Here is a 19,004-nt window from a genome sequence, read left to right on the forward strand (position 1 = left end):
AAATTATAAATCATGGTAAAATTTTTACTTTATGCAATTATGATACTGCGGTTTTGTTAATTAATTTAGAGAGGGGAAAACTCATGAAATTTATAATATTAGGAAGTGGAGGATGTACTGCATTACCCAGGCCGTTGTGTAAATGCAAAATTTGTAAAGAGGCAAGAGAAAAAGGTAAATCTTATTCAAGATTTGGTTGCAGTTTGTTTTTGGACGATTTAAAATTATTAGTAGATACACCTGAAGATATAGTTCATGCGTTAAATTATGCTGGTATTCAGCAAGTTAATTCTGTTTTGTTTAGTCATATGGATCCTGACCACACACTTGGCATGAGAGTCTTTGAACATATGCGTCTTGATTGGCTTCAAATTTCAGAAGGGAAAGAATGTACAAATCCAATAGATGTTTTTGCTATGGAACATGTCATGTCTGATGTAAATTCTATAGGCTCAAAATTTGGTTCTTATTTAGATTATTATGAAAATATCAGAAATATTATAAAAAGAAAAGTTGTATCAGATTTTGTTTATTTAGATGATATAAAAATAGCGTTTATTAAGGCCAATTCAGCGACCGTATTTGTATTTGAGCAAGGGAAAAGAAAAGCTATCTATGCTCCATGTGATGTAAAACCGTTTCCTAATAATGACATTTTCACAGACACAGATATTATGATAATTGGGAATACCGTCATTGGTGAAATTTTAAAAGATGGTTTTATTTTAGAAGAAAATAATAGTCTTAGAAATGAATTGTTTAGCATGAATGAAATTGAGCAGCTTAAAAATGATTATGGCATCAAAAAGGTTATTATCACCCATATAGAAGAAGACTGGGGCAAGTCATATGACGATTATTTGGAATTACAAAAGCAATACAAAGACATTGTGTTTGCTTATGATGGAATGACTTTTGAAGTATAGATTTAATTTTATGGAGGATTAATTACATGAAGGATATATTAGAAGATGTTAAAGAATATTTGATAAAAAAGTATAATTGCCATTCAATAATATTATATGGTTCTTATGCTAATGGAGATTTTACAGAAGAAAGTGATATAGATTTAATATGCTTTTGCGACAACCCTCATGCAGAGAATGACACATCTATAATTAGCGGTAGACAGCTAGATGCCTGGATTTATGAAACAAGTATGATGGATAACTTTATTCAGTTTCTTCATATTAGAGATGGCAAGATACTTTTAGATAAAAGAAATAAGTGCGATAATTTTCTTAAAGAAATAGATAAGCAGTTTAAAAAAGGGCCTGAACAATTGACAGCAGAGAAAAAATATTTTCTAAAAAATTGGCTTGCCAAGATGCTCAATAGAGCACAAAAAGGAGATATAGAAGGTAATTTTAGATATCATTGGTTACTTGTAGATTCATTAGAAATTTACTTTAATATCAAAGGTTTATGGTATTTGGGACCAAAGAAATCTTTAAAATGGCTATATGAAAATGATAGGGATGCATACAATGTGTTTGATAATGCATTAAAAGTCAATGCAGATATTGCTGATGTGGAAAAGTTAGTTGAATTCATAAGGACATTATAAAAATTATCAAGGCATATGTTTATTTGGATGCAAAATAACTCTATTTAACATAGTAAAAACGAGGGATTGTATATGAGCAATTTTGAATTTATAAGTGGAGGCAGAGAACTACTTGACCTAGTACAGCCATTATGGGAAAAGTTAAATAAGCACCACGAAATGAATTCAAAGTATTTTTCTGATAAGTACAGAAATTTAAAATTCGAGGACAGAAAAAATAAGTTTATAAGCGATAAAAATTTAAAGGTTAAAATAGATTTAATTAGGGATAAGGAAAAAGACTTATATATTGGTTACTGTATCAGCTCGATAGACAAAGATTTAATTGGAGAAATTGACTCTCTTTTTGTTGAGATGGAATATCGCAATTGTGGCTTGGGAGATAAATTGATGAATAGGGCATTAGAATGGTTGAACATCAATGATGCAAAAATGATAATTATTGGGGTAGCGGAAGGTAATGAAAATGTATTAGAATTTTACAAAAGATATGGTTTTTACAAAAGAAGGACAATTTTAGAGCAGATAAATTAGCAATTTCAAATTAGATAGTTAGGAGTATGAGTGGTGAGAAAAGTATCAGTATTTTTAATTAGCGCTTTGCTATTGATAATATCATTTAGTACTGTATTGGTGGTGGCATCTGTATTTAAAACGTTGAATAAACCCTATACTGAAATTATTTATATGAATTGGTCAATAAAGTTGCCTAGCACATATAAGGAAGTTTATTCAGTAGATAGTGGACCAAGTTTCCATGGAGATGGTGAGAGATATCACATATTTGATTATAAAAACAATGATGATATTGAGCTATCTTTAAAATGGAATGATGGTAAAAATGCGTCAATAGAATCAGCAATAAAGCATGTCCTAAATTCTTTAACTATCCCTAATGAATACATGCCAAATTTTAAATCTAAATATAAATATTATTAAAAAAGAAAAGAAGACTCTTCAGTAATATATTTGGTATTTGTTCCTGATACAAAAAGGCTTTACGTAATCGAAGATATTATTTAAGTATTTGTTTTGAAGCTCAATCGAATATAGCTCTATCGCTTTCAAGTAAGTTGAAGCCATTTTTTAAAGATTTTCAAATATTTTATTTAAGGGACTATAAAAATTTCAAGAAAAAAGTAAAATGAGATTGGGGTATAGCTATGGAGATAAAGTTTTACAGGATAGATGAAGTAAGCAATAGTCAGTTTAATTTTGCTGTTATATTCGCTACTTATAAAGGAAAATGGATATTTGTAAAGTATGAGGACAGAAATACATGGGAAGTGCCTGGCGGTCACAGAGAAAAGAATGAAGATATTAATGTAACTGCTTCAAGGGAGCTGTTTGAGGAAACAGGGGCGTTAAATTACGAAATTGAGCCCGTATGTGATTACTCTGTTACCATAGATGAGATAACTACATTTGGGAGATTGCTTTATGCAAAAGTAAATGAAATGGGATCTTTGCCAGATAGTGAGATATGCGAAGTAAGCTTTTTTAATATGATGCCTGATAATCTTACTTATGCGGATATACAGCCGATACTTCTAAGAAAGGTATTAGATTTTTTAAGTGGCAAGGTATTAAAACTGCTTAAAAAAGACAAAACAAGAAACATTAATATCATTAACTTTATTAGAAATTATCCTATTTATACCTTTGAAACAGTTGGAGATTCAGTACTTGTTAGAGGAAGAAGCGATGAAGTTTGGGTTTATATTAGCAGCAAATCCTATGATGAGTTCTTCAAACTTATTCACGTATTGGATGGAGATGACAAATGTTTTGCAGTCATTGAGGACTGGATGCTCCCATATATTGTGAAAAATAGGAAAATAAAGTCCCGACTGACCAGTATGAAACTAGTCTATGATTCTAATGTACCACTGCCGACCGTAAAATCACATATTGTTGACCTTTCGGCTGCAGATGCCCCATATATATTCGAGAACTCCAAGTATAAAGAGTATATATCAATTGAATATATTGAAGATAGGATAAAAAATGGCATTGGTCTTGGCATCTATGAAGATGAAAAGTTGGTGGCATGGGCGATTACACATGATGATGGAGCCATAGGTTTTTTGAATGTATTGGAAGATTACAGAAGGAAGGGATATGGCATGGATGTAACTGTTGCAATGATAAAGAGGCTTCTGGAACTTGGCGAACTGCCATTTGTACATATTGAAGAGGATAATGTAAAGTCTATGAACCTGGCATTAAAAGCAGGATTTAGAAAAGATAGGCGAGTACATTGGATAAAATTAAATTAGGATTGGCGTTTCATGAACTTTAAAAAGGACATTTTTGATCTTAAATTGCAATATTAAATGCAACACCCAATAAAAGTCATATGACGATTATTTGGAATTATAAAAGAATACAAAGATATTGTATTTGCTTATGATGGAATGACATTAGAAGTATAGTGTTTATGTTATGCTAAAAATTTTTGTTGACAATAACATTTCAATTGAACTGGCAAAAGATGTTGAATTTTTACTTAACAGCCATCTCGAACGGCGCCCCATGGAATGGTTTCATGAGCAGTATCGAGCGAGGTTAGCTTAAGAAACTTGTCAAAAAAGGTTAAGCTTACGAGAGACAGCGAAGTTGATGGAACGGATCTCAATACGGTAAAGAAATATGCTGCTAAGCTGTGGTTTGAGACTTACTGAGAGAAAAGAAGTAACCGAGAAGTTATTCACGCTAAAGGGAGCAGTATTACGGCTGCCGATAAAACGGATTATTACCGACAAGAATGGCTTAAGTTGATGAATCATTACCATGATAAAAGCAAAACGGAACTGCGGAGGCTAAACAAGGCAGTTTATGCTTGGCTATATAGAAATGATAAAGAATGGCTCCAGCTAAATTCTCCAGAGCCAAGGTATACATACAAAAATACACGTGTTGATTGGGGACAAAAGGTATAGAGAGTTATTAGCCAAGGTAAAATTGTTAATCGATGAAATGCTGAACTCTACTGAAAAGCTTGAAAGGATTACTATAAGCCTAGTAGGCAGCAAATTAGGTATAAGGGGACTCTTTGAAAAACATTTGGATAAGTAGCCCCTCACTAAGCAATATCTGGATTCGGTGAAAGAAAGCAGAAAGGACTTCCAGTTAAGAAGGATAAATTAGGCAATTAGGGAACTGGAGCAAGAAGGACAAGAACTAAAACTGTGGAAAGTGTTAAGAAAAGCGGGGATAAGGAAGGAATTTTGCCAAGATATGAAGAATTATATAATGAAATTATTAATAATGTAAATGTTGATAATGGATAACCATGTCCATTTCAGGAACATTGCCTAAATCACTCTATGTTACACTAAAGGTTTTAGGAAGATTTGAAGTTAAAAAATTAGAAGTGAGTAAGATAATGCTATAAGGTTAGGTGAGTAAGTATGGATAGGAAGAACCCAACTAGCCCGATTAGGAGCGGATTTGATTTTTAGGATTTATGGGGAGCTTTTCTTTGTGTTGAATGGCTAAAGGACCCTGATAAATATAAATGGATTAGGTTTGAAACACTTCCTGATGAATTAAATGACCGAAATTTCTTTCTGGATGATATTGTTTTGTGTACCCAGGATGATACTTATCATGTATATCAAATTAAACATAAGCTGTCTATGTTACACTAAAAGTTCACTTGACAAATGCAATTGCATTTGTGGGGAAGAAAAAAGAGACTCCTCTCCCCTCTCTCCTTACCACTTATTCCTAATCCATGGTACGACTTTATTTACTTTTTGCCTACCACAAATGGAAGTTAAATGGAAGGGGTTAAAGGAATTATGTAAAATGGAAAAATGGATACAAAATAACAGATAATAACAAGTGCTGATTTCATACGGCTTTCATGGCACTTTATGACACGACTTTATTTGCTTTTTGGAACGGGTTTTTTGATGATGACATACAGAATAACAAAGGGATAAGTAATAAGTCCCAAAAATATAGATTTTACACCACTTATCCCTTTTTCCTTTATTCCATGATCCTCTCCATTTGGAACAACTTTTTTCACACAAATTGGATGGGAATTTATAGGAGAAATAATACTGCTTCACAGAAAAACTTTATTACTTCCCATAAAATCCCATGTAGATTTTTACGAGGGGTGGAGGGCGGGGTAAGGGAAAGGGTTTTTTTAAATTAACTTTTGCCTGTAGAATTCTTTTCCTCTGGAGTTAGATACAAATATAATTTTTCTTTATATTGTTCTCCCCATAAATACATTGAATCGAGTATAGGTTTTAAACTAATTCCTAATTCAGTTAGGGAATACTCTACCTTTGGTGGAACTTCAGCATATACCTTTCTTTCCACAAGGCCATCTTCTTCCATAGAACGAAGTTGTTGAGTAAGAACTTTTTGGCTTATAGAATCTATTGCTTTTTTTAATTCATTAAATCGTTTAGTTCCTTTCAATAGTTCTCTTAATATTAATATTTTCCATTTATTTCCTATAAGCGAAAGAGTTGTTTCAACGGGACAAGATGGCAATTCTTTTTTCATAAAATTTTCCCTCCTCATAGTAACTTAAAGGTAAGTATAGCACTTATAAGTGCCTACTTGCAAAAATATACTATATAAATTATTATATACACAGAAAACAACATAAATCAATTTATTTGGAAGGAGATGTTAATTATGAACGAAGTTGTAAATTTTTTAAGCGAAAATCCTGTTCTATATCTTGCTACAATAGGAAGAGACGGTAAACCAAAGGTTCGTCCATTTCAATTTATGCTTGAAAAGGAGGGTAAGTTGTTTTTCTGTACGTCAAACCAAAAAGAAGTTTACAAGGAAATTAAACTGAATCCTTATGTTGAGTTTTCTACAACAAACCAAAATAATGTTTGGATTCGAATTTCTGGACGAATTAAATTTTCAAATGATTTGGAAGTGAAGACTACAATCATTGAGCACAATCCCCTTGTAAAATCAATTTATAAAACTCCTGACAACCCAATTTTTGAAATTTTTTATTTAGATGATGCGAAGGCAGTTATTGCTGATTTTTCAGGTCAACCACCCAAACAATACAATCTTTGAACCTAATATAATTTCCATTTGATACTTTTATCCATGCAAAAAAAATGAATTTAATTAAGGAGAAATGAAGGAAAAGGGGTAGAATTCAAATCCAGAAAGAAATATCAAAGGGATAGTTGCAAAGCCTTGTAAATAGAGGTCTTATGCCACTTATCCCTTTTCCTTTTAATCATTAACATACTGTATTTGCCAAGTGAAAAATTTTTGCTTGACAAATACATTTGATATTTTGAGATTTTACTTTATAAGTTTGGAAGATTTTAACTATATGTAATTATCCCTCATGAGGAAAGAGTTCTTATTGCCCGTTCCAGATATATTAAAGATTATTATTCAAAAATATATTAATTGCTCAAATGTATGTAAAATTTACTTGTATTATGGTTAGGGATATATATTATTCTATAAGCTTATAATTTAAACTTGAATTCGGCAAGTAGCAATTATTAAAAAATTTATAGTTCAAAAATATAAAAAACTAACATATTATTACAAATCGTACCTTGAAAAATGAATATTTGTATAAAGCGGTATTTAATATGGTCTTAAGTTTATCTATTTTTCTGTTTTTTGAGTATAGCAAAACTAACCCTTTTAATAGGGTTTTTCAATATGTATTGTGCTTAAGTTTAGATTATACTTAATGAAAATGACATCAGCGCCTTTCTTATGTGTGGTATTACATCAAAACTAGGGAATCAAAATACCAGACAGGATTCTGCATAAATAGTGTATTACATTATGGAGTAGCAAAGGCCAATAATTTCATTGAAAATTTTAACATTTTGTGGTATTATATATTAAATTATATTTAACTTATATATGGGGGATAACTATGTTAAGCATTTTACATCAAGAATATTTTTGCACAGATATGAATAAGGTGTCTTACTATGGTTATTCCTTCATAGACAATAGTTTTAAGGATTATTTAGTCAATAAAGTAAAACCTAAACTCGATGATGAAGACTGGACTCAAGAATTATTAAATACAGCGGTTGAAGTGACAGGCTTTTCGGCAGATAACTTTGCCGGAATTTTTGAGAATAGAGGGAGTTATAGCTGCTGGAGAATTGGTGAAGTTGTAGCAGAATGTGTACTTGAAGATAGTGGTAAGGCACGGTTTTATTATGATTCCTGCCGTGATCTAAAGAATCCGAATGCACATAATACTGGTGCTGATATTGTTGGTTTCTGCGATATTAATGATGAAACATTATTTTTATTTGGTGAAGTAAAGACGTCTAATAGTCCGTCTGCTCCACCTTCTGTAGTATATGGCAGAACAGGTATGATCGAACAACTAACGGATTTGCAGGTTAAAGAAGACAAAAGAAATAATCTAATTAAATGGATGACGAGTAAAATAAAGTTATTGCCAGAAAAGTTCAAAAGCGATTTAGGAAAGGCTCTGTGTGCATATACTAAATCAAAGAGAAAAAAAGTACAGTTGGTTGGCGTATTAGTCCGAGACACCCACCCTGACGAATTGGACTTAAAAAATAGAGCAAAAGTACTTGAAGAAACTGCCTCACCTCTTATAGGAGTGTGGCTATTTGCGTTGTATACAGGTGTTTCTATGGAAAAGGATGCGTGGATATCTATTATGAATGGAGGTGCAACCTGTGACAGTTAATAAGCCTTCACATTGGCTATTGGACAATGTTTCAAATGAAGATTATGCAAAGGCTTTTGAAATTGTTGACACTCGTCTGGTTGTTTCCTCTTTATATAAGACTGATTTAGCAGGTACTACAGATTTTGAGAATGAAAACAAATTTATTCAAGGTATCGCTGACTTTATAGAACTTGCTACTATTGACCTTATGGCTAAAAAAGATGAACTGGTTGAGGCTGAAAGAAACCAACTTTTTGTAATGTATCAGCATTTATTCCATTTGCTTCGTGTGCTTCCCTTGCCATCAGACGAAATAAAGAGAATAAAGTTTGTTTACAGATTAATTGCATTTTCATATCTTGGGCAAAAGTGGGAATCTGGTAAGAGATATATTGTTGAGAATAAGAATGATATAATTGTTGAAACTACAGAGAATGACACTTGGGATATAAGAATGTTTAAAAAAACTTATTCTGCATTTGTCCATCTTGTTAGAAAAGATACTTGGGATGATTTGTCTAATGCTTGTAGTATTATTACTGAATTGCGAAATGACCAGAAAACACTTGAAAATGTCTACTTTGATAGCCTTGGGCAAGATGATAAACTTGGTGGAGCTTATGAATTAATAGGTTTGTATCACTATGCCAAAGCTATCGATACTGTTACGACTTATATGCTTAATGGAAGCGGAAGTGTTAGTGATATAAGAGAGCAAGTTAAATTCCATTTTGATAAATCGATAGAGGCTTCTGAAAAACATTGAAATGAGTTTGTTAATGCAACTGCTGGAAAAAACTTTGCTGCAAATGCTTTCTAACTCTGTATGGTGTGTTACTGAAAGGATAAATTCCCGAGTAACAAAGTTTGTAAATTCAATTACACGAGCGTCAAAGCCACTATTTGAGCTTTTATATCCGCAAAGAACTGCTGTATTAGAACAGGGATTGCTTAATCCTGCTCATAAGGCTGTTGTTGTGGATATGCCAACTTCAAGTGGAAAAACATTAATTGCAGAATTCAGGATATTACAGGCGTTAAATCAGTTTGCAGAAGATGGTGGCTGGGTGGCATATGTTGTGCCTACTCGTGCTTTAGTCAACCAAATTACTGCAAGGCTTCGTAAAGATTTATGCCCCATTGGAATAAAGGTTGAAAAAATGAGCGGTGCAATTGAACTTGACTCCTTTGAAGAAACTATTATAACTGATAAAACGAATAAATTTGATTTGCTTGTAACAACCCCAGAAAAGCTCAATCTTTTAATACGGTATGGAATTGAAGAAAGAATAAAAAGAAAACTTGTTCTTGCTGTTATTGATGAAGCCCATAATATAGCAGATAGGACAAGAGGTTTGGCGTTAGAACTACTAATGGCTAATATAAAAAATGATTGTGAAAAGGCAAACTTTCTTCTCCTTACTCCATTTGTTCCTAATAGCGATGATATAGCTCGTTGGTTGGATCAAGACAGTCCAAAAGCGATAAGTATTTCGTTGAATTGGAAGCCAAACGATAGGGTTATCGGTGTTATTTACCCAGAAGGATCAAAAAGGGATTGGAATACAGTTTTTGAAACGCTTTTAACCAGTAATGAACGGATTCAATTGGAAAAGAAAATTTCTCTTTCCAAGCAGGCTACTTTAGATATTACAAGAAGCAAATTGACCAAAGGCCTTTTGAGTGTTGCTGCTGCTAAAGCACTATCTAATAGAAAAGGTATACTAATAATTTGCCAAACACCTAATGATTGTTGGAAAGTAGCAGATAAGTTGTTCAATGAAACACAAGATTCAACAACAGATGAAGATATTGAATTGATTAAAAAGTTCGTTTCTTCAGAACTTGGTGCGGATTTTAAGCTGATTCACTTGCTTAATAGACGGATAGGGGTTCACCACTCGGGATTACCTGATGAAATCAGATACTTAATGGAATGGCTAATGGAAAAAGGTAAGTTAAATATTCTTGTTGCAACCACAACCATTGCACAGGGGATCAACTTTCCGGTATCCGCTGTATTAATGACAACATATACCCAGAGAAACAAGGGTTTCACAGAAAAAATGTCGACAAGTGACTTTTGGAATCTTGTTGGTAGGTCTGGAAGGACTGAACAGGCTTCTTTAGGGGTAGTAGGCATTGTAGTTGGTGCTGAAGAAAATAAAAAGAATGAAGAAATATTAGCATTAAAACAGTATGTAAAACAAAATGCAGAAGCACTTGTGTCCAATCTTGTAAAAATGATAGAAAGTGTTGTACAACTTGGCAGTGAGCTGGATTTATCAAACCTGGCTTATTTGCCTGAATGGTCGCAATTTTTGCAATATATTACGCATATGTTTAATCAGTGTTCTGAAATGGGTGAGTTTAATACCAAAGCAGAGTTGTTCCTTCGCAGAACATATGGTTATTCTCATTGTTCCCGTGAAAAGCAAGCAGTTGTGCTGGAAGCAGTTAAGAGATACGGACAAAAACTTAATAGAGATAAAGGTCTTGCGAAACTTTCTGACTCAACAGGTTTTTCATTTGAGACTATTAAGGCAACTATTGCAAAAGCTAACGCTCTTGGAATTGACCATACTGTTTGGACTGGTTCAAAGTTGTTTTCTGCAAATAGTTCTTTAAAAGACTTAATGGGTATAATGTTAAGCATACCTGAAATCTGCAGCAACTTGGAGGAAATTGTTCCAAGTGGATATGCAGTAAATGGAGATACACTTGCTAATATTACTGTGGATTGGGTATCAGGAAATGATATAGAGGCAATAGCGTTAAAGTATTTTGGTGGCAATTCCGAAAAATCTCTAACAGAATGTTGTAGAGCTATCTTTAGTAAACTACTGAATACTGCCACTTGGGGATTGGCTTCATTACAAAAGGTTTCTTCGCTTGGTGCTGGCTTTGATAAATTACCACCAGAAGAACAGCTGCGGCTAAAGAATTTACCAGCAATGATTTATTATGGGGTTAATACAGATGAAGCCATACTTATGAGAATGAACAATGTGCCAAGAAGTATAGCCCCAAACTTGGGGTATAAGTTGAAAAGTGCTTCTAAAGATATATATAAGATTACTCCTTCACAGGCACAAAAATGGTTAAATGAATTACCTGATAAAGAATGGCATTCTGCAGTTGCGGCGGGAAAGGCACTTAATGGAGGGGAGTATAAGAGGGTTTGGCAAATCCTTAACGGTGAAGGATAAAACATACTCGTTTTTGTTATATGCCTCTCGAATATACTTGAGTGTGTCTTTAATAAAGGTGGTTTTTTCCTTTATACCTTTCTAACTTAAACCTGCATCTATGTTCAACCAAAATAAACTCGTATCAAAGTAAAAAAAGTTGTGTCATAGGAATCATGGTCAAGGGGAAAGAAAAGAGTCCTTTTAACGGAGGGCACTGAAAAATCCCCTCAAATTGTAGATAAAATCGTAGGTTTTGAAGAAAGCCTACGATTTTGTTGTAACATAAAAAACGATGTAAATAGTTTAATATTAAAGCATTTTCGGCGCTTTTATGGTATAATCATAATCAAATTAAATGGGTAATATTATGATTAAGCAACAAGAAACAATGGTTTTAAGTCCATATATTGATATTTATGACTTAGTCATACCAAAAGATAATATCTTGCGAAAAATTAAAGAATTAATTGATTTCAGTTTTATCTATGATGAATTATTAAACAAATAATGTCTTGATAATGGCTGTAATGCTATCAATCCGATACGTATGTTTAAATATTTGTTGTTAGAATCAATTTTTGATTTATCAGATGTTGATGTTGTTGAACGTTCAAAGTATGACATGTCTTTTAAATATTTTCTTGATATGGCTCCAGAAGATGTAGTTATTGAACCAAGTTCACTGACTAAATTTAGAAAATTACGGCTAAAAGACGTAAAACTTTTAGATATCCTTATTAATAAAACAGCAGAAATTGCTATAGAAAAAGGTATCATTAAAAGCAAGTCAATTATTGTAGATGCCACCCATACCAAAGCACGCTACAATCAGAAGTCACCCAAAGAAATATTGATGGATAGGTCAAAAAAACTTAGAAAAGCCGTGTATGAAATTGATGAAACAATTAAAAGACATATTTCCTTCTAAAATAATAACAAATGTTTTAGAAGATGAAATAGAATATTGTTAAAAATTGATTGATTCTATAGAAAAAGAAAATGCAATCTGCCAATATCCGAAAGTAAAAGAAAAATTAAATCTTTTAAAAGAAACATTGACAGATGATATAGAACATTTACAAATATCAAAAGATGAAGATGCAAAAATTGGTCACAAAACTTCTGACTCTTCATTTTTTGGTTATAAAACACATATTGCCATGAGTGAAGAAAGGATTATTACTGCAGCGACAATCACAGCTGGTGAAAAAACTGATGGAAAACAATTAGAGACTCTAATTGAAAAAAGTATCGAAGCAGGTATTAAAGTTGAAACTGTAATTGGTGATGCAGCATATTCTGAAAAAAGAAATATTGAATATGCGAATAAAATTAGTAGCGAAATTTAACCCTTCAGTCACACAAGGATTTCGAAAGAAAAAGAAAGAAGAGGAATTTGAATTTAATAAGGATGATGGAATGTATGTATGTAAAGCTGGTCATATGGCTATAAGGAAAGCACGCAAAGGTAGCAGTCAATTAAACAGATACATATTATTTTGATATAGAAAAGTGTAAGTGTTGTCAATATAAAGAGGGATGCTATAAGGAAGGTGCCAAAAGTAAAAGCTATTCTGTAAGTATAAAATCAGTTGAACATACTGGACAGGCAGAATTCCAAGAAAGCGATTATTTTAGAGAGAAATTAAAGGAACGATATAAAATAGAAGCCAAGAACGGTGAATTAAAACACAGACACGGATATGATATTGCATCATCTTTGGGTCTTATTGGCATGGAAATGCAAGGAGCAATGGCGATCTTTGCAGGTAATCTCAAGTGAATATTGAAACTAATAAGTTAATTGACATAATAAAACAAAGTTATATATACTTATTTTTGATAAAAAAGATGACTACAAGATTTTAAAAGTTGGATCTTGGGTCATCTTTTTTTTATTTCATTACTGAAACTTGATAAAAATCTATAGCTTTTCAGTGCCATCGTTTAATGCCTGCCTTTTTTTATGTCCAAAAAATTTTATAAAAGGATAGATGAAAGATGATAGATGGCAAGACAGACAAACAAATTTTGACAAGCACATTAAGTGCAATTGAAAGAGTAAAGGACGGTGATGAAACAAAGGAATGTGCAGTAGTTTTTCACAATGACGTAAAGGAGCTAATTCCATTTGAAGAAATGGGATTGCCAAGAGAAAGTATTTCAATAGTACGTTCAATGATAGGTGCAGAAATAGACTACGTTGTATGTGGTATTGACACCGACAAAGAAATAGCAATAGCCTTAAGGAAATTTGCAATGGCATTAAGGAGAAAATTGGAATTACCAAAACACAACGTAGGAGACATTGTACAAGTCAGAATTGATGCAGTCGGCAGAAATAGTGTAATAGCTGAAGTTTATGGCATCGAGACAAGAATACCGAAAGAAGAAATAGATTATGGCTAAATAGACCGCATTAACGATCTTTTGCAGGTCGGCGATAAAGTGCAAGCAAAAATAACAGAAATGGATCCTGAACAAGGCATAGTAAAAGTCTCAATAAAGAAAACAAAACCTAATATATTTTTAACAGTAGGTACAAAATACGTAAGAGGCGGTGAATATTTAGGTACAGTAAAAGGAATAAAATCATACGGCTATTTTGTAAATTTGGAACAAGGTATAGACGTTTTATGTCCTAATACGTACTGGAAAGACATGCCTAAACGTGGCGACAAAGTTACAGTGCGTTTAACGTATATTAATAAGAATAAACAATATATAAGCGGAATATTAAAAAGGATTATCAGAAAGGCATAATTACAGGCGTAAAAGCCTGCTTTTTGTTTTAACAAAAGCTTGAAATAAGTCTCCCATTCTCTTTAGGTGAGAGATGAATTTCAATTGTATTCAATAGAATAATATGGCATAATAATTTTTGAAGGATTTTATAAAAGAAAGTCAAGGTGAGAAAAATGATGATATGTCAGCATTTTCTCATAGAGCCAACAAAAGAACAAGAAGAAAAGCTGTTCTATACACTGTATCTTTGCCGTAAATTATATAACTATTCACTGGACCAAAGAATAAGACATTACAAAGAAAAGTGCGCTGCGTTTGCGCGATAATCCTGCCCTGATAAGGTAGGAAAAATGCCAGCATGTCAGAAATGGCATGACAACTAACTTACTGAATTCAGAGGTGAAACTCCTCTGTCACACGGAATTAACATCTATGAAGCATATCAAAGCTGAGATGATGTGCGTGCTAATACTCCTATAGGTAGTAACGTATCGCTATACGTTACTAGTTCTAAAGCCAGGTGAAGAACGTAACATGATGTGTCTAAACCGAAAGGCATGGCGGAGTATATGTGCTGGCATCCTGACCCATGGAGATGTGAGAAAGGTATGTCTGAAGCTTCGTTAGTAATGGCCACAGAAATGTGGAAACAATGGAAATCAAGCATGGTATTTTTCCTTTATCTTGTTTGTACAAGTCTGAAATGACTTGTGATAGCCAATGAACAATTGTAATTCAAATATTAAAGTTAATTCCTGGAGTATAGTACCCTCTTAAAGGTCGAATAAGGATAAGTGAGTCGGAACGCAGGAGAGCCTGTATGCGGAATGTAGCTACATAATGAAACATGCAGGAAGTCGGAGGCGTCATAGTAGTGATGATGTACTATAACAAAAATAGTACTGAACGAAGGACGCCAGAAAGTTAATAAATTTAGAGAATTATTACAGGCAGGTGATAGCGGTGAGGTTAAAGCTTGATGCCGTAATAACGACTAATTATTGGAAAGTCGTATGAAGCGAAAGTTTCATGTACGGTTTGGGATGGAGAAAAGGCAGAGATAACTTCAAAGCCTTACCTATCATCTACATGAAAAGGACTTACATATAGAAAGCAACAAAATATGTTACCACAGTATAAGAAAGAGCATCCTGAATACAAATTATTACAATCGCAGATATTGCAAGACGTATTGAGAAGATTAGATAGAGCATATAAAAACTTCTTTGAAAAAAGAGCAAAATATCGAAAGTTCAAAGATAAATATCACTATACATCAATAACACTTCCACAATGTGAAGCAAAAAGAAACTTCGGCGAAGAAGGATATGTGTATATAAAAAATATGGGTCATATAAAAATAAAAGCACATAAAGAATATGATCCATCAAAAGTAAAACCATAAACATAAAATATCATGCAGGTAAATGGTATATAAACTTATCGGTTGAAGTAGAAGAAGAAAAATCAACCATAGGAGAAAAAGCAGTAGGAATAAACAAAGGAATAAACTCAATAGCTGCAATATCAGATGGAGAATTATACAACAATCCTAGATGGCTACAAAAAGCAGAAAAGAAGCTAAAAAGACTGCAAAGAGAATTATCGAGAATGAAGAAAGGGAGTAAAAACAGGGAAAAACAAAAGAAAAAATTAGCAAAACTTCACGAAAAGGTAGCAAATCAGAGAAGAGACTATCTGCACAAGATAAGCTATAACATAGTCAAAAACAATGACATCATTTGCGTTGAAGACTTGCAAGTAAAAAATATGATGAAAAATCATAAACTTGCAAAATCAATAGCAAATGTATGATGTGGAATGTTAGATACATTTCTAAAATATAAAGCGGAGAGAGAGGGCAAAATATTCATAAAAGTAAATCCAACATACACAGCACAAAAATGTAGCAGATGCGGAAAAATTGTAGAAAAAGATTTATCAGTAAGAGTACACAAATGTGAATGTGGATTAGAAATAGATAGAGATATAAATGCAGCGATAAATATACTCCATGAAGGATTAAAGCAATTAGGAATAGCAGCATAAAAACATGATAATATTTTTCGTAGGGAAGGTTCTTCCCGAAGTTACGCCTATGGGGATTATGTAAGACGTGTTGTGAATAACAGCAGGCAATGATCAATGAAATAGGAAGCTCCCTCCTCTTTAGGAGGGAGAAGGTTCACTTTCATTATAAAGGTAGGAGGTTATTATGTGCATAGAAGTCAATCATGTTTCAAAAAGCTACGCACTCTGGAAAATCAGAGGATGGATTTCCAGAGAGCAAGAAGTTATAGAAGCATTAAAAGATGTTTCATTTAAAGTAGAATGTGGCAGTGCTGTAGCACTTCTTGGGCCCAATGGGGCGGGTAAATCAACAATGATAAAACTGCTTTGCGGTATTCTCAGTCCAACGGAAGGAAGTATAGATGTTCTTGGTATGAATCCGTTTAAAGATCGCAGTAGATTGGCATATCATATTTCCTCCGTATTCGGTCAGAGGTCTCAATTATGGTACCATTTACCTCCCATTGATACCTTTTACCTTTTGGGTAAAATATACGACATTGATGGGATTGAACTTAAAAAGAGGATGGAAGAACTAATCGAATTATTTGATTTAGGTTCTATTTTATATCAACCGGTTCGCAAACTTTCGTTAGGACAGCGCATGCGGTGTGAAATTGCTGCATCCCTTATACATAATCCGAAAATACTATTTCTGGATGAACCTACTATTGGCTTGGATGTAGTTGCGAAGTCTACGGTGATAGATATTCTGAAATATCTTAACCAACATAGAAAGGTGACTATAATTCTCACTTCACATGATACTAGCGACGTAGAGCGCATTTGTGATGACGCCATTATCCTTAATAGAGGTAAAATTATACTTAAATCAAAAATTGCGGAATTGAAAAGGAACTTTTTCCAATCTAAGGTCATCGAAGTAGAATTCTATGGATTTCCCAATAATTTAAGCCTGCCATCAAGTGTTGAAATAATAGAAAAAATTGGGCATGTGGTCAAGTTTAAAGTTGATTTGAAAATGGCAGAGGTAAACGAAATTGTAAGCTACATAATAAATAATTATCCTATATGTGATATAACCATACAGGACCCTCCTTTAGAGTCTATAATACAGCACATCTATCTTTCTGATTATTCAACAGAGGAAGGGAGAAATTGAAATGTCTAAGTCATTAGGCAAATATTTGACTACTATTGCATTAAGTGTCAAAAATTATATGGCGTATACTTTTGAGATGATCTTTAGGTCAGGGTTTCTGGTAGTTATTTTATTTGTTTTTGTTAATTTATGGACAGTTACCTATAACCGTTCTGGGACTCCAGTAATTGCGGGATTTGACCTTAAACAAATGTTGTGGTATTTGGTATTTACCGAATCTATTGTTATTTCTCGGCCCAGAGTGTATCAGAAAGTAGAAGAAGATATCCGAACAGGTACTGTGAGCTACACTCTTCCTCGTCCTTATAATTATCTTTTATTTCAATTGAGTGTAAGTTTAGGAGAGCGTATGGTACGATTTATATCTACTCTTTTAGTTGGTTATGTTGTTATGAGTATTATGATTGGACCGTATTTCCCTGCTATATCTTTCCTACCTTTTATAGTAATAACTGTTGTGCTGGCATTAGTAGCCGATTTAATAGGAATGATTGCTATTGGATTACTGGCGTTTTGGGTGGAAGAGGTATCGCCCTTTTTCTTGGTGTATTCTAGGTTGCAGATGTTACTAGGAGGAATGATAATTCCTATTACTTTCTTTCCATCTTTTCTTTACAAGCTATCTTATTGGCTTCCTTTTAAGTTTATGGTGTATGCTCCTGCAAAACTGTTTGTATCTGATCAGTTTGAGGAAGCTGTCAGCCTGATAGGGGAACAGATTTTTCTCTGCATTTTACTTTTTCTTATTTCAATATCAATATACCGGATGGGAGTGAAACGCTTAGATGTCAATGGTGGGTAAATGTTTAAATCTTTTTGCTGGCTATTTCCATATTAATAAAAAAGAACTTTTAGAATACAGAGTTAGTAACTTTACAGCCCTGTGTAGTTCATTGCTTAACAGTGCTATCTGGCTTGTTTTCTGGTGGGTATTTTTTAGGAAATTTCCGAATATTTCAGAATGGCAGTTTGAACATTTGTTTACGATATGGGCTGGACTCAACGCTTCTTTAGGATTGGTCAGTATTGCTTACAATGTATATGAGATACCATTAATTATTAATGAAGGAAAACTTGAATATTATCTTATAAGGCCTAAAAATGCGTTATTCCATCTTTTAATAGCACGGATGCAGTTGGTAGATCTAATAGAATCTATCATTTGGTTTATTAATTTCATTATACTAAAACAGCAACTGAGATTAATTCTCTTGTTTGTGTTAATGACGGTATTATCAGCTTTGATTATACATGGTTTTCTTCTCATATTGGGTTCCTTGGGCTTTTTCTTTAAATCTGCTGATGGCGTAGGTACAGAACTGTATAATGCTCTTATTACTTTTAGTACATATCCAAACTGGATATTTAGAGGGATAGCTCAGTGGATAATATTCACTGTTATACCGGCAGGTTTTATTTCTTATGTACCTATTCAAGTTATTTATAACCATATATATTGGTGGATATTAGGGAGTGCTGGAGTTGGCTTATTATTGAATGCAATGGGGTATATTATTTTTTCGCGGGGTCTTAAGAACTTTGAGACTAGCAATACATTTGTCTTAAGGGCTGATTGAGATGGCGATTTTGCACCTCTGTTGTAGGGAATGGCTTATAGTT

The 19,004-nt window shown here is 33.2% G+C and carries 20 protein-coding genes and 1 pseudogene; 20 read left to right on the forward strand and 1 reads right to left on the reverse strand.

Annotation, left to right across the window (positions count from 1 at the left end; all coding sequences use genetic code 11):
* Window positions 1–83: 83 nt before the first annotated feature.
* The 6 genes from CPG45_RS10570 to CPG45_RS17525 all read left to right on the forward strand — a co-directional run bounded on the left by CPG45_RS10570 (window position 84) and on the right by CPG45_RS17525 (window position 4,509).
* Window positions 84–926, forward strand: a complete 843-nt coding sequence (locus tag CPG45_RS10570; RefSeq protein WP_096231849.1) for an MBL fold metallo-hydrolase — start codon at window positions 84–86, stop codon at window positions 924–926.
* Between the two features lie 26 nt (window positions 927–952).
* Entirely contained in the window at window positions 953–1,567 is a 615-nt protein-coding gene (locus tag CPG45_RS10575) for a nucleotidyltransferase domain-containing protein (protein ID WP_096231850.1), read from the forward strand.
* 72 nt (window positions 1,568–1,639) lie between these two features.
* Window positions 1,640–2,101 (forward strand): GNAT family N-acetyltransferase, encoded by a 462-nt coding sequence (locus CPG45_RS10580; protein WP_096231851.1) that lies wholly within the window; start codon window positions 1,640–1,642, stop codon window positions 2,099–2,101.
* Between the two features lie 33 nt (window positions 2,102–2,134).
* The gene (locus tag CPG45_RS10585) at window positions 2,135–2,506 is read left to right on the forward strand and encodes a hypothetical protein (RefSeq protein WP_096231852.1); all 372 of its coding nucleotides are present in this window, start codon (window positions 2,135–2,137) and stop codon (window positions 2,504–2,506) included.
* 224 nt (window positions 2,507–2,730) lie between these two features.
* On the forward strand, window positions 2,731–3,846 hold the full coding sequence (locus CPG45_RS10590; protein ID WP_096231853.1) for a GNAT family N-acetyltransferase: 1,116 nt from the start codon (window positions 2,731–2,733) through the stop codon (window positions 3,844–3,846).
* A 450-nt stretch (window positions 3,847–4,296) separates the two neighbouring features.
* Entirely contained in the window at window positions 4,297–4,509 is a 213-nt protein-coding gene (locus CPG45_RS17525; protein WP_231969100.1) for a TnsD family Tn7-like transposition protein, read from the forward strand.
* Window positions 4,510–5,734: 1,225 nt separating this feature from the next.
* Here CPG45_RS17525 and CPG45_RS10600 read toward each other — a convergent pair.
* Complete coding sequence (locus tag CPG45_RS10600; RefSeq protein WP_096231854.1) at window positions 5,735–6,097, reverse strand: winged helix-turn-helix transcriptional regulator; 363 nt, start codon at window positions 6,095–6,097, stop codon at window positions 5,735–5,737.
* A 135-nt stretch (window positions 6,098–6,232) separates the two neighbouring features.
* Here CPG45_RS10600 and CPG45_RS10605 point away from each other — a divergent pair, with 135 nt between their 5' ends.
* From CPG45_RS10605 to CPG45_RS10660, 14 genes and pseudogenes are all read left to right on the forward strand, one after another.
* Complete coding sequence (locus CPG45_RS10605; protein ID WP_015310952.1) at window positions 6,233–6,637, forward strand: pyridoxamine 5'-phosphate oxidase family protein; 405 nt, start codon at window positions 6,233–6,235, stop codon at window positions 6,635–6,637.
* 835 nt (window positions 6,638–7,472) lie between these two features.
* A complete protein-coding gene (locus tag CPG45_RS10610; RefSeq protein ID WP_096231855.1) occupies window positions 7,473–8,273 on the forward strand; it encodes a hypothetical protein in 801 nt (266 codons plus the stop codon).
* Window positions 8,263–9,021, forward strand: a complete 759-nt coding sequence (locus CPG45_RS10615) for a hypothetical protein (RefSeq protein ID WP_096231856.1) — start codon at window positions 8,263–8,265, stop codon at window positions 9,019–9,021. The genes CPG45_RS10610 and CPG45_RS10615 overlap by 11 nt, the downstream gene beginning before the upstream one ends.
* Before the next feature lie 13 nt (window positions 9,022–9,034).
* On the forward strand, window positions 9,035–11,464 hold the full coding sequence (locus CPG45_RS10620; RefSeq protein ID WP_172856543.1) for a DEAD/DEAH box helicase: 2,430 nt from the start codon (window positions 9,035–9,037) through the stop codon (window positions 11,462–11,464).
* Window positions 11,465–11,813: 349 nt separating this feature from the next.
* Window positions 11,814–13,229: pseudogene (locus tag CPG45_RS10625) on the forward strand (IS1182 family transposase).
* Window positions 13,230–13,447: 218 nt separating this feature from the next.
* Window positions 13,448–13,855: a hypothetical protein gene (locus tag CPG45_RS10630; RefSeq protein ID WP_096231858.1), complete on the forward strand. Its 408-nt coding sequence runs from the start codon at window positions 13,448–13,450 to the stop codon at window positions 13,853–13,855.
* A 39-nt stretch (window positions 13,856–13,894) separates the two neighbouring features.
* The gene (locus tag CPG45_RS10635; RefSeq protein WP_096231859.1) at window positions 13,895–14,209 is read left to right on the forward strand and encodes a hypothetical protein; all 315 of its coding nucleotides are present in this window, start codon (window positions 13,895–13,897) and stop codon (window positions 14,207–14,209) included.
* Between the two features lie 158 nt (window positions 14,210–14,367).
* Complete coding sequence (locus CPG45_RS10640) at window positions 14,368–14,517, forward strand: helix-turn-helix domain-containing protein (protein WP_231969104.1); 150 nt, start codon at window positions 14,368–14,370, stop codon at window positions 14,515–14,517.
* 797 nt (window positions 14,518–15,314) lie between these two features.
* A complete protein-coding gene (locus tag CPG45_RS17530) occupies window positions 15,315–15,596 on the forward strand; it encodes a hypothetical protein (protein ID WP_231968708.1) in 282 nt (93 codons plus the stop codon).
* Window positions 15,597–15,625: 29 nt separating this feature from the next.
* Complete coding sequence (locus CPG45_RS17535; protein WP_231969106.1) at window positions 15,626–16,006, forward strand: RNA-guided endonuclease TnpB family protein; 381 nt, start codon at window positions 15,626–15,628, stop codon at window positions 16,004–16,006.
* Between the two features lie 6 nt (window positions 16,007–16,012).
* On the forward strand, window positions 16,013–16,240 hold the full coding sequence (locus tag CPG45_RS17540; RefSeq protein WP_231968709.1) for a zinc ribbon domain-containing protein: 228 nt from the start codon (window positions 16,013–16,015) through the stop codon (window positions 16,238–16,240).
* A gap of 166 nt (window positions 16,241–16,406) precedes the next feature.
* The gene (locus CPG45_RS10650) at window positions 16,407–17,384 is read left to right on the forward strand and encodes an ABC transporter ATP-binding protein (RefSeq protein ID WP_096231861.1); all 978 of its coding nucleotides are present in this window, start codon (window positions 16,407–16,409) and stop codon (window positions 17,382–17,384) included.
* A gap of 1 nt (window position 17,385) precedes the next feature.
* On the forward strand, window positions 17,386–18,186 hold the full coding sequence (locus CPG45_RS10655) for an ABC transporter permease (protein WP_096231862.1): 801 nt from the start codon (window positions 17,386–17,388) through the stop codon (window positions 18,184–18,186).
* On the forward strand, window positions 18,170–18,961 hold the full coding sequence (locus CPG45_RS10660) for an ABC transporter permease (protein WP_096231863.1): 792 nt from the start codon (window positions 18,170–18,172) through the stop codon (window positions 18,959–18,961). The genes CPG45_RS10655 and CPG45_RS10660 overlap by 17 nt, the downstream gene beginning before the upstream one ends.
* Window positions 18,962–19,004 lie beyond the last annotated feature (43 nt).

It is taken from the genome of Thermoanaerobacterium sp. RBIITD, from assembly GCF_900205865.1.
Lineage (GTDB): Bacteria > Bacillota > Thermoanaerobacteria > Thermoanaerobacterales > Thermoanaerobacteraceae > Thermoanaerobacterium.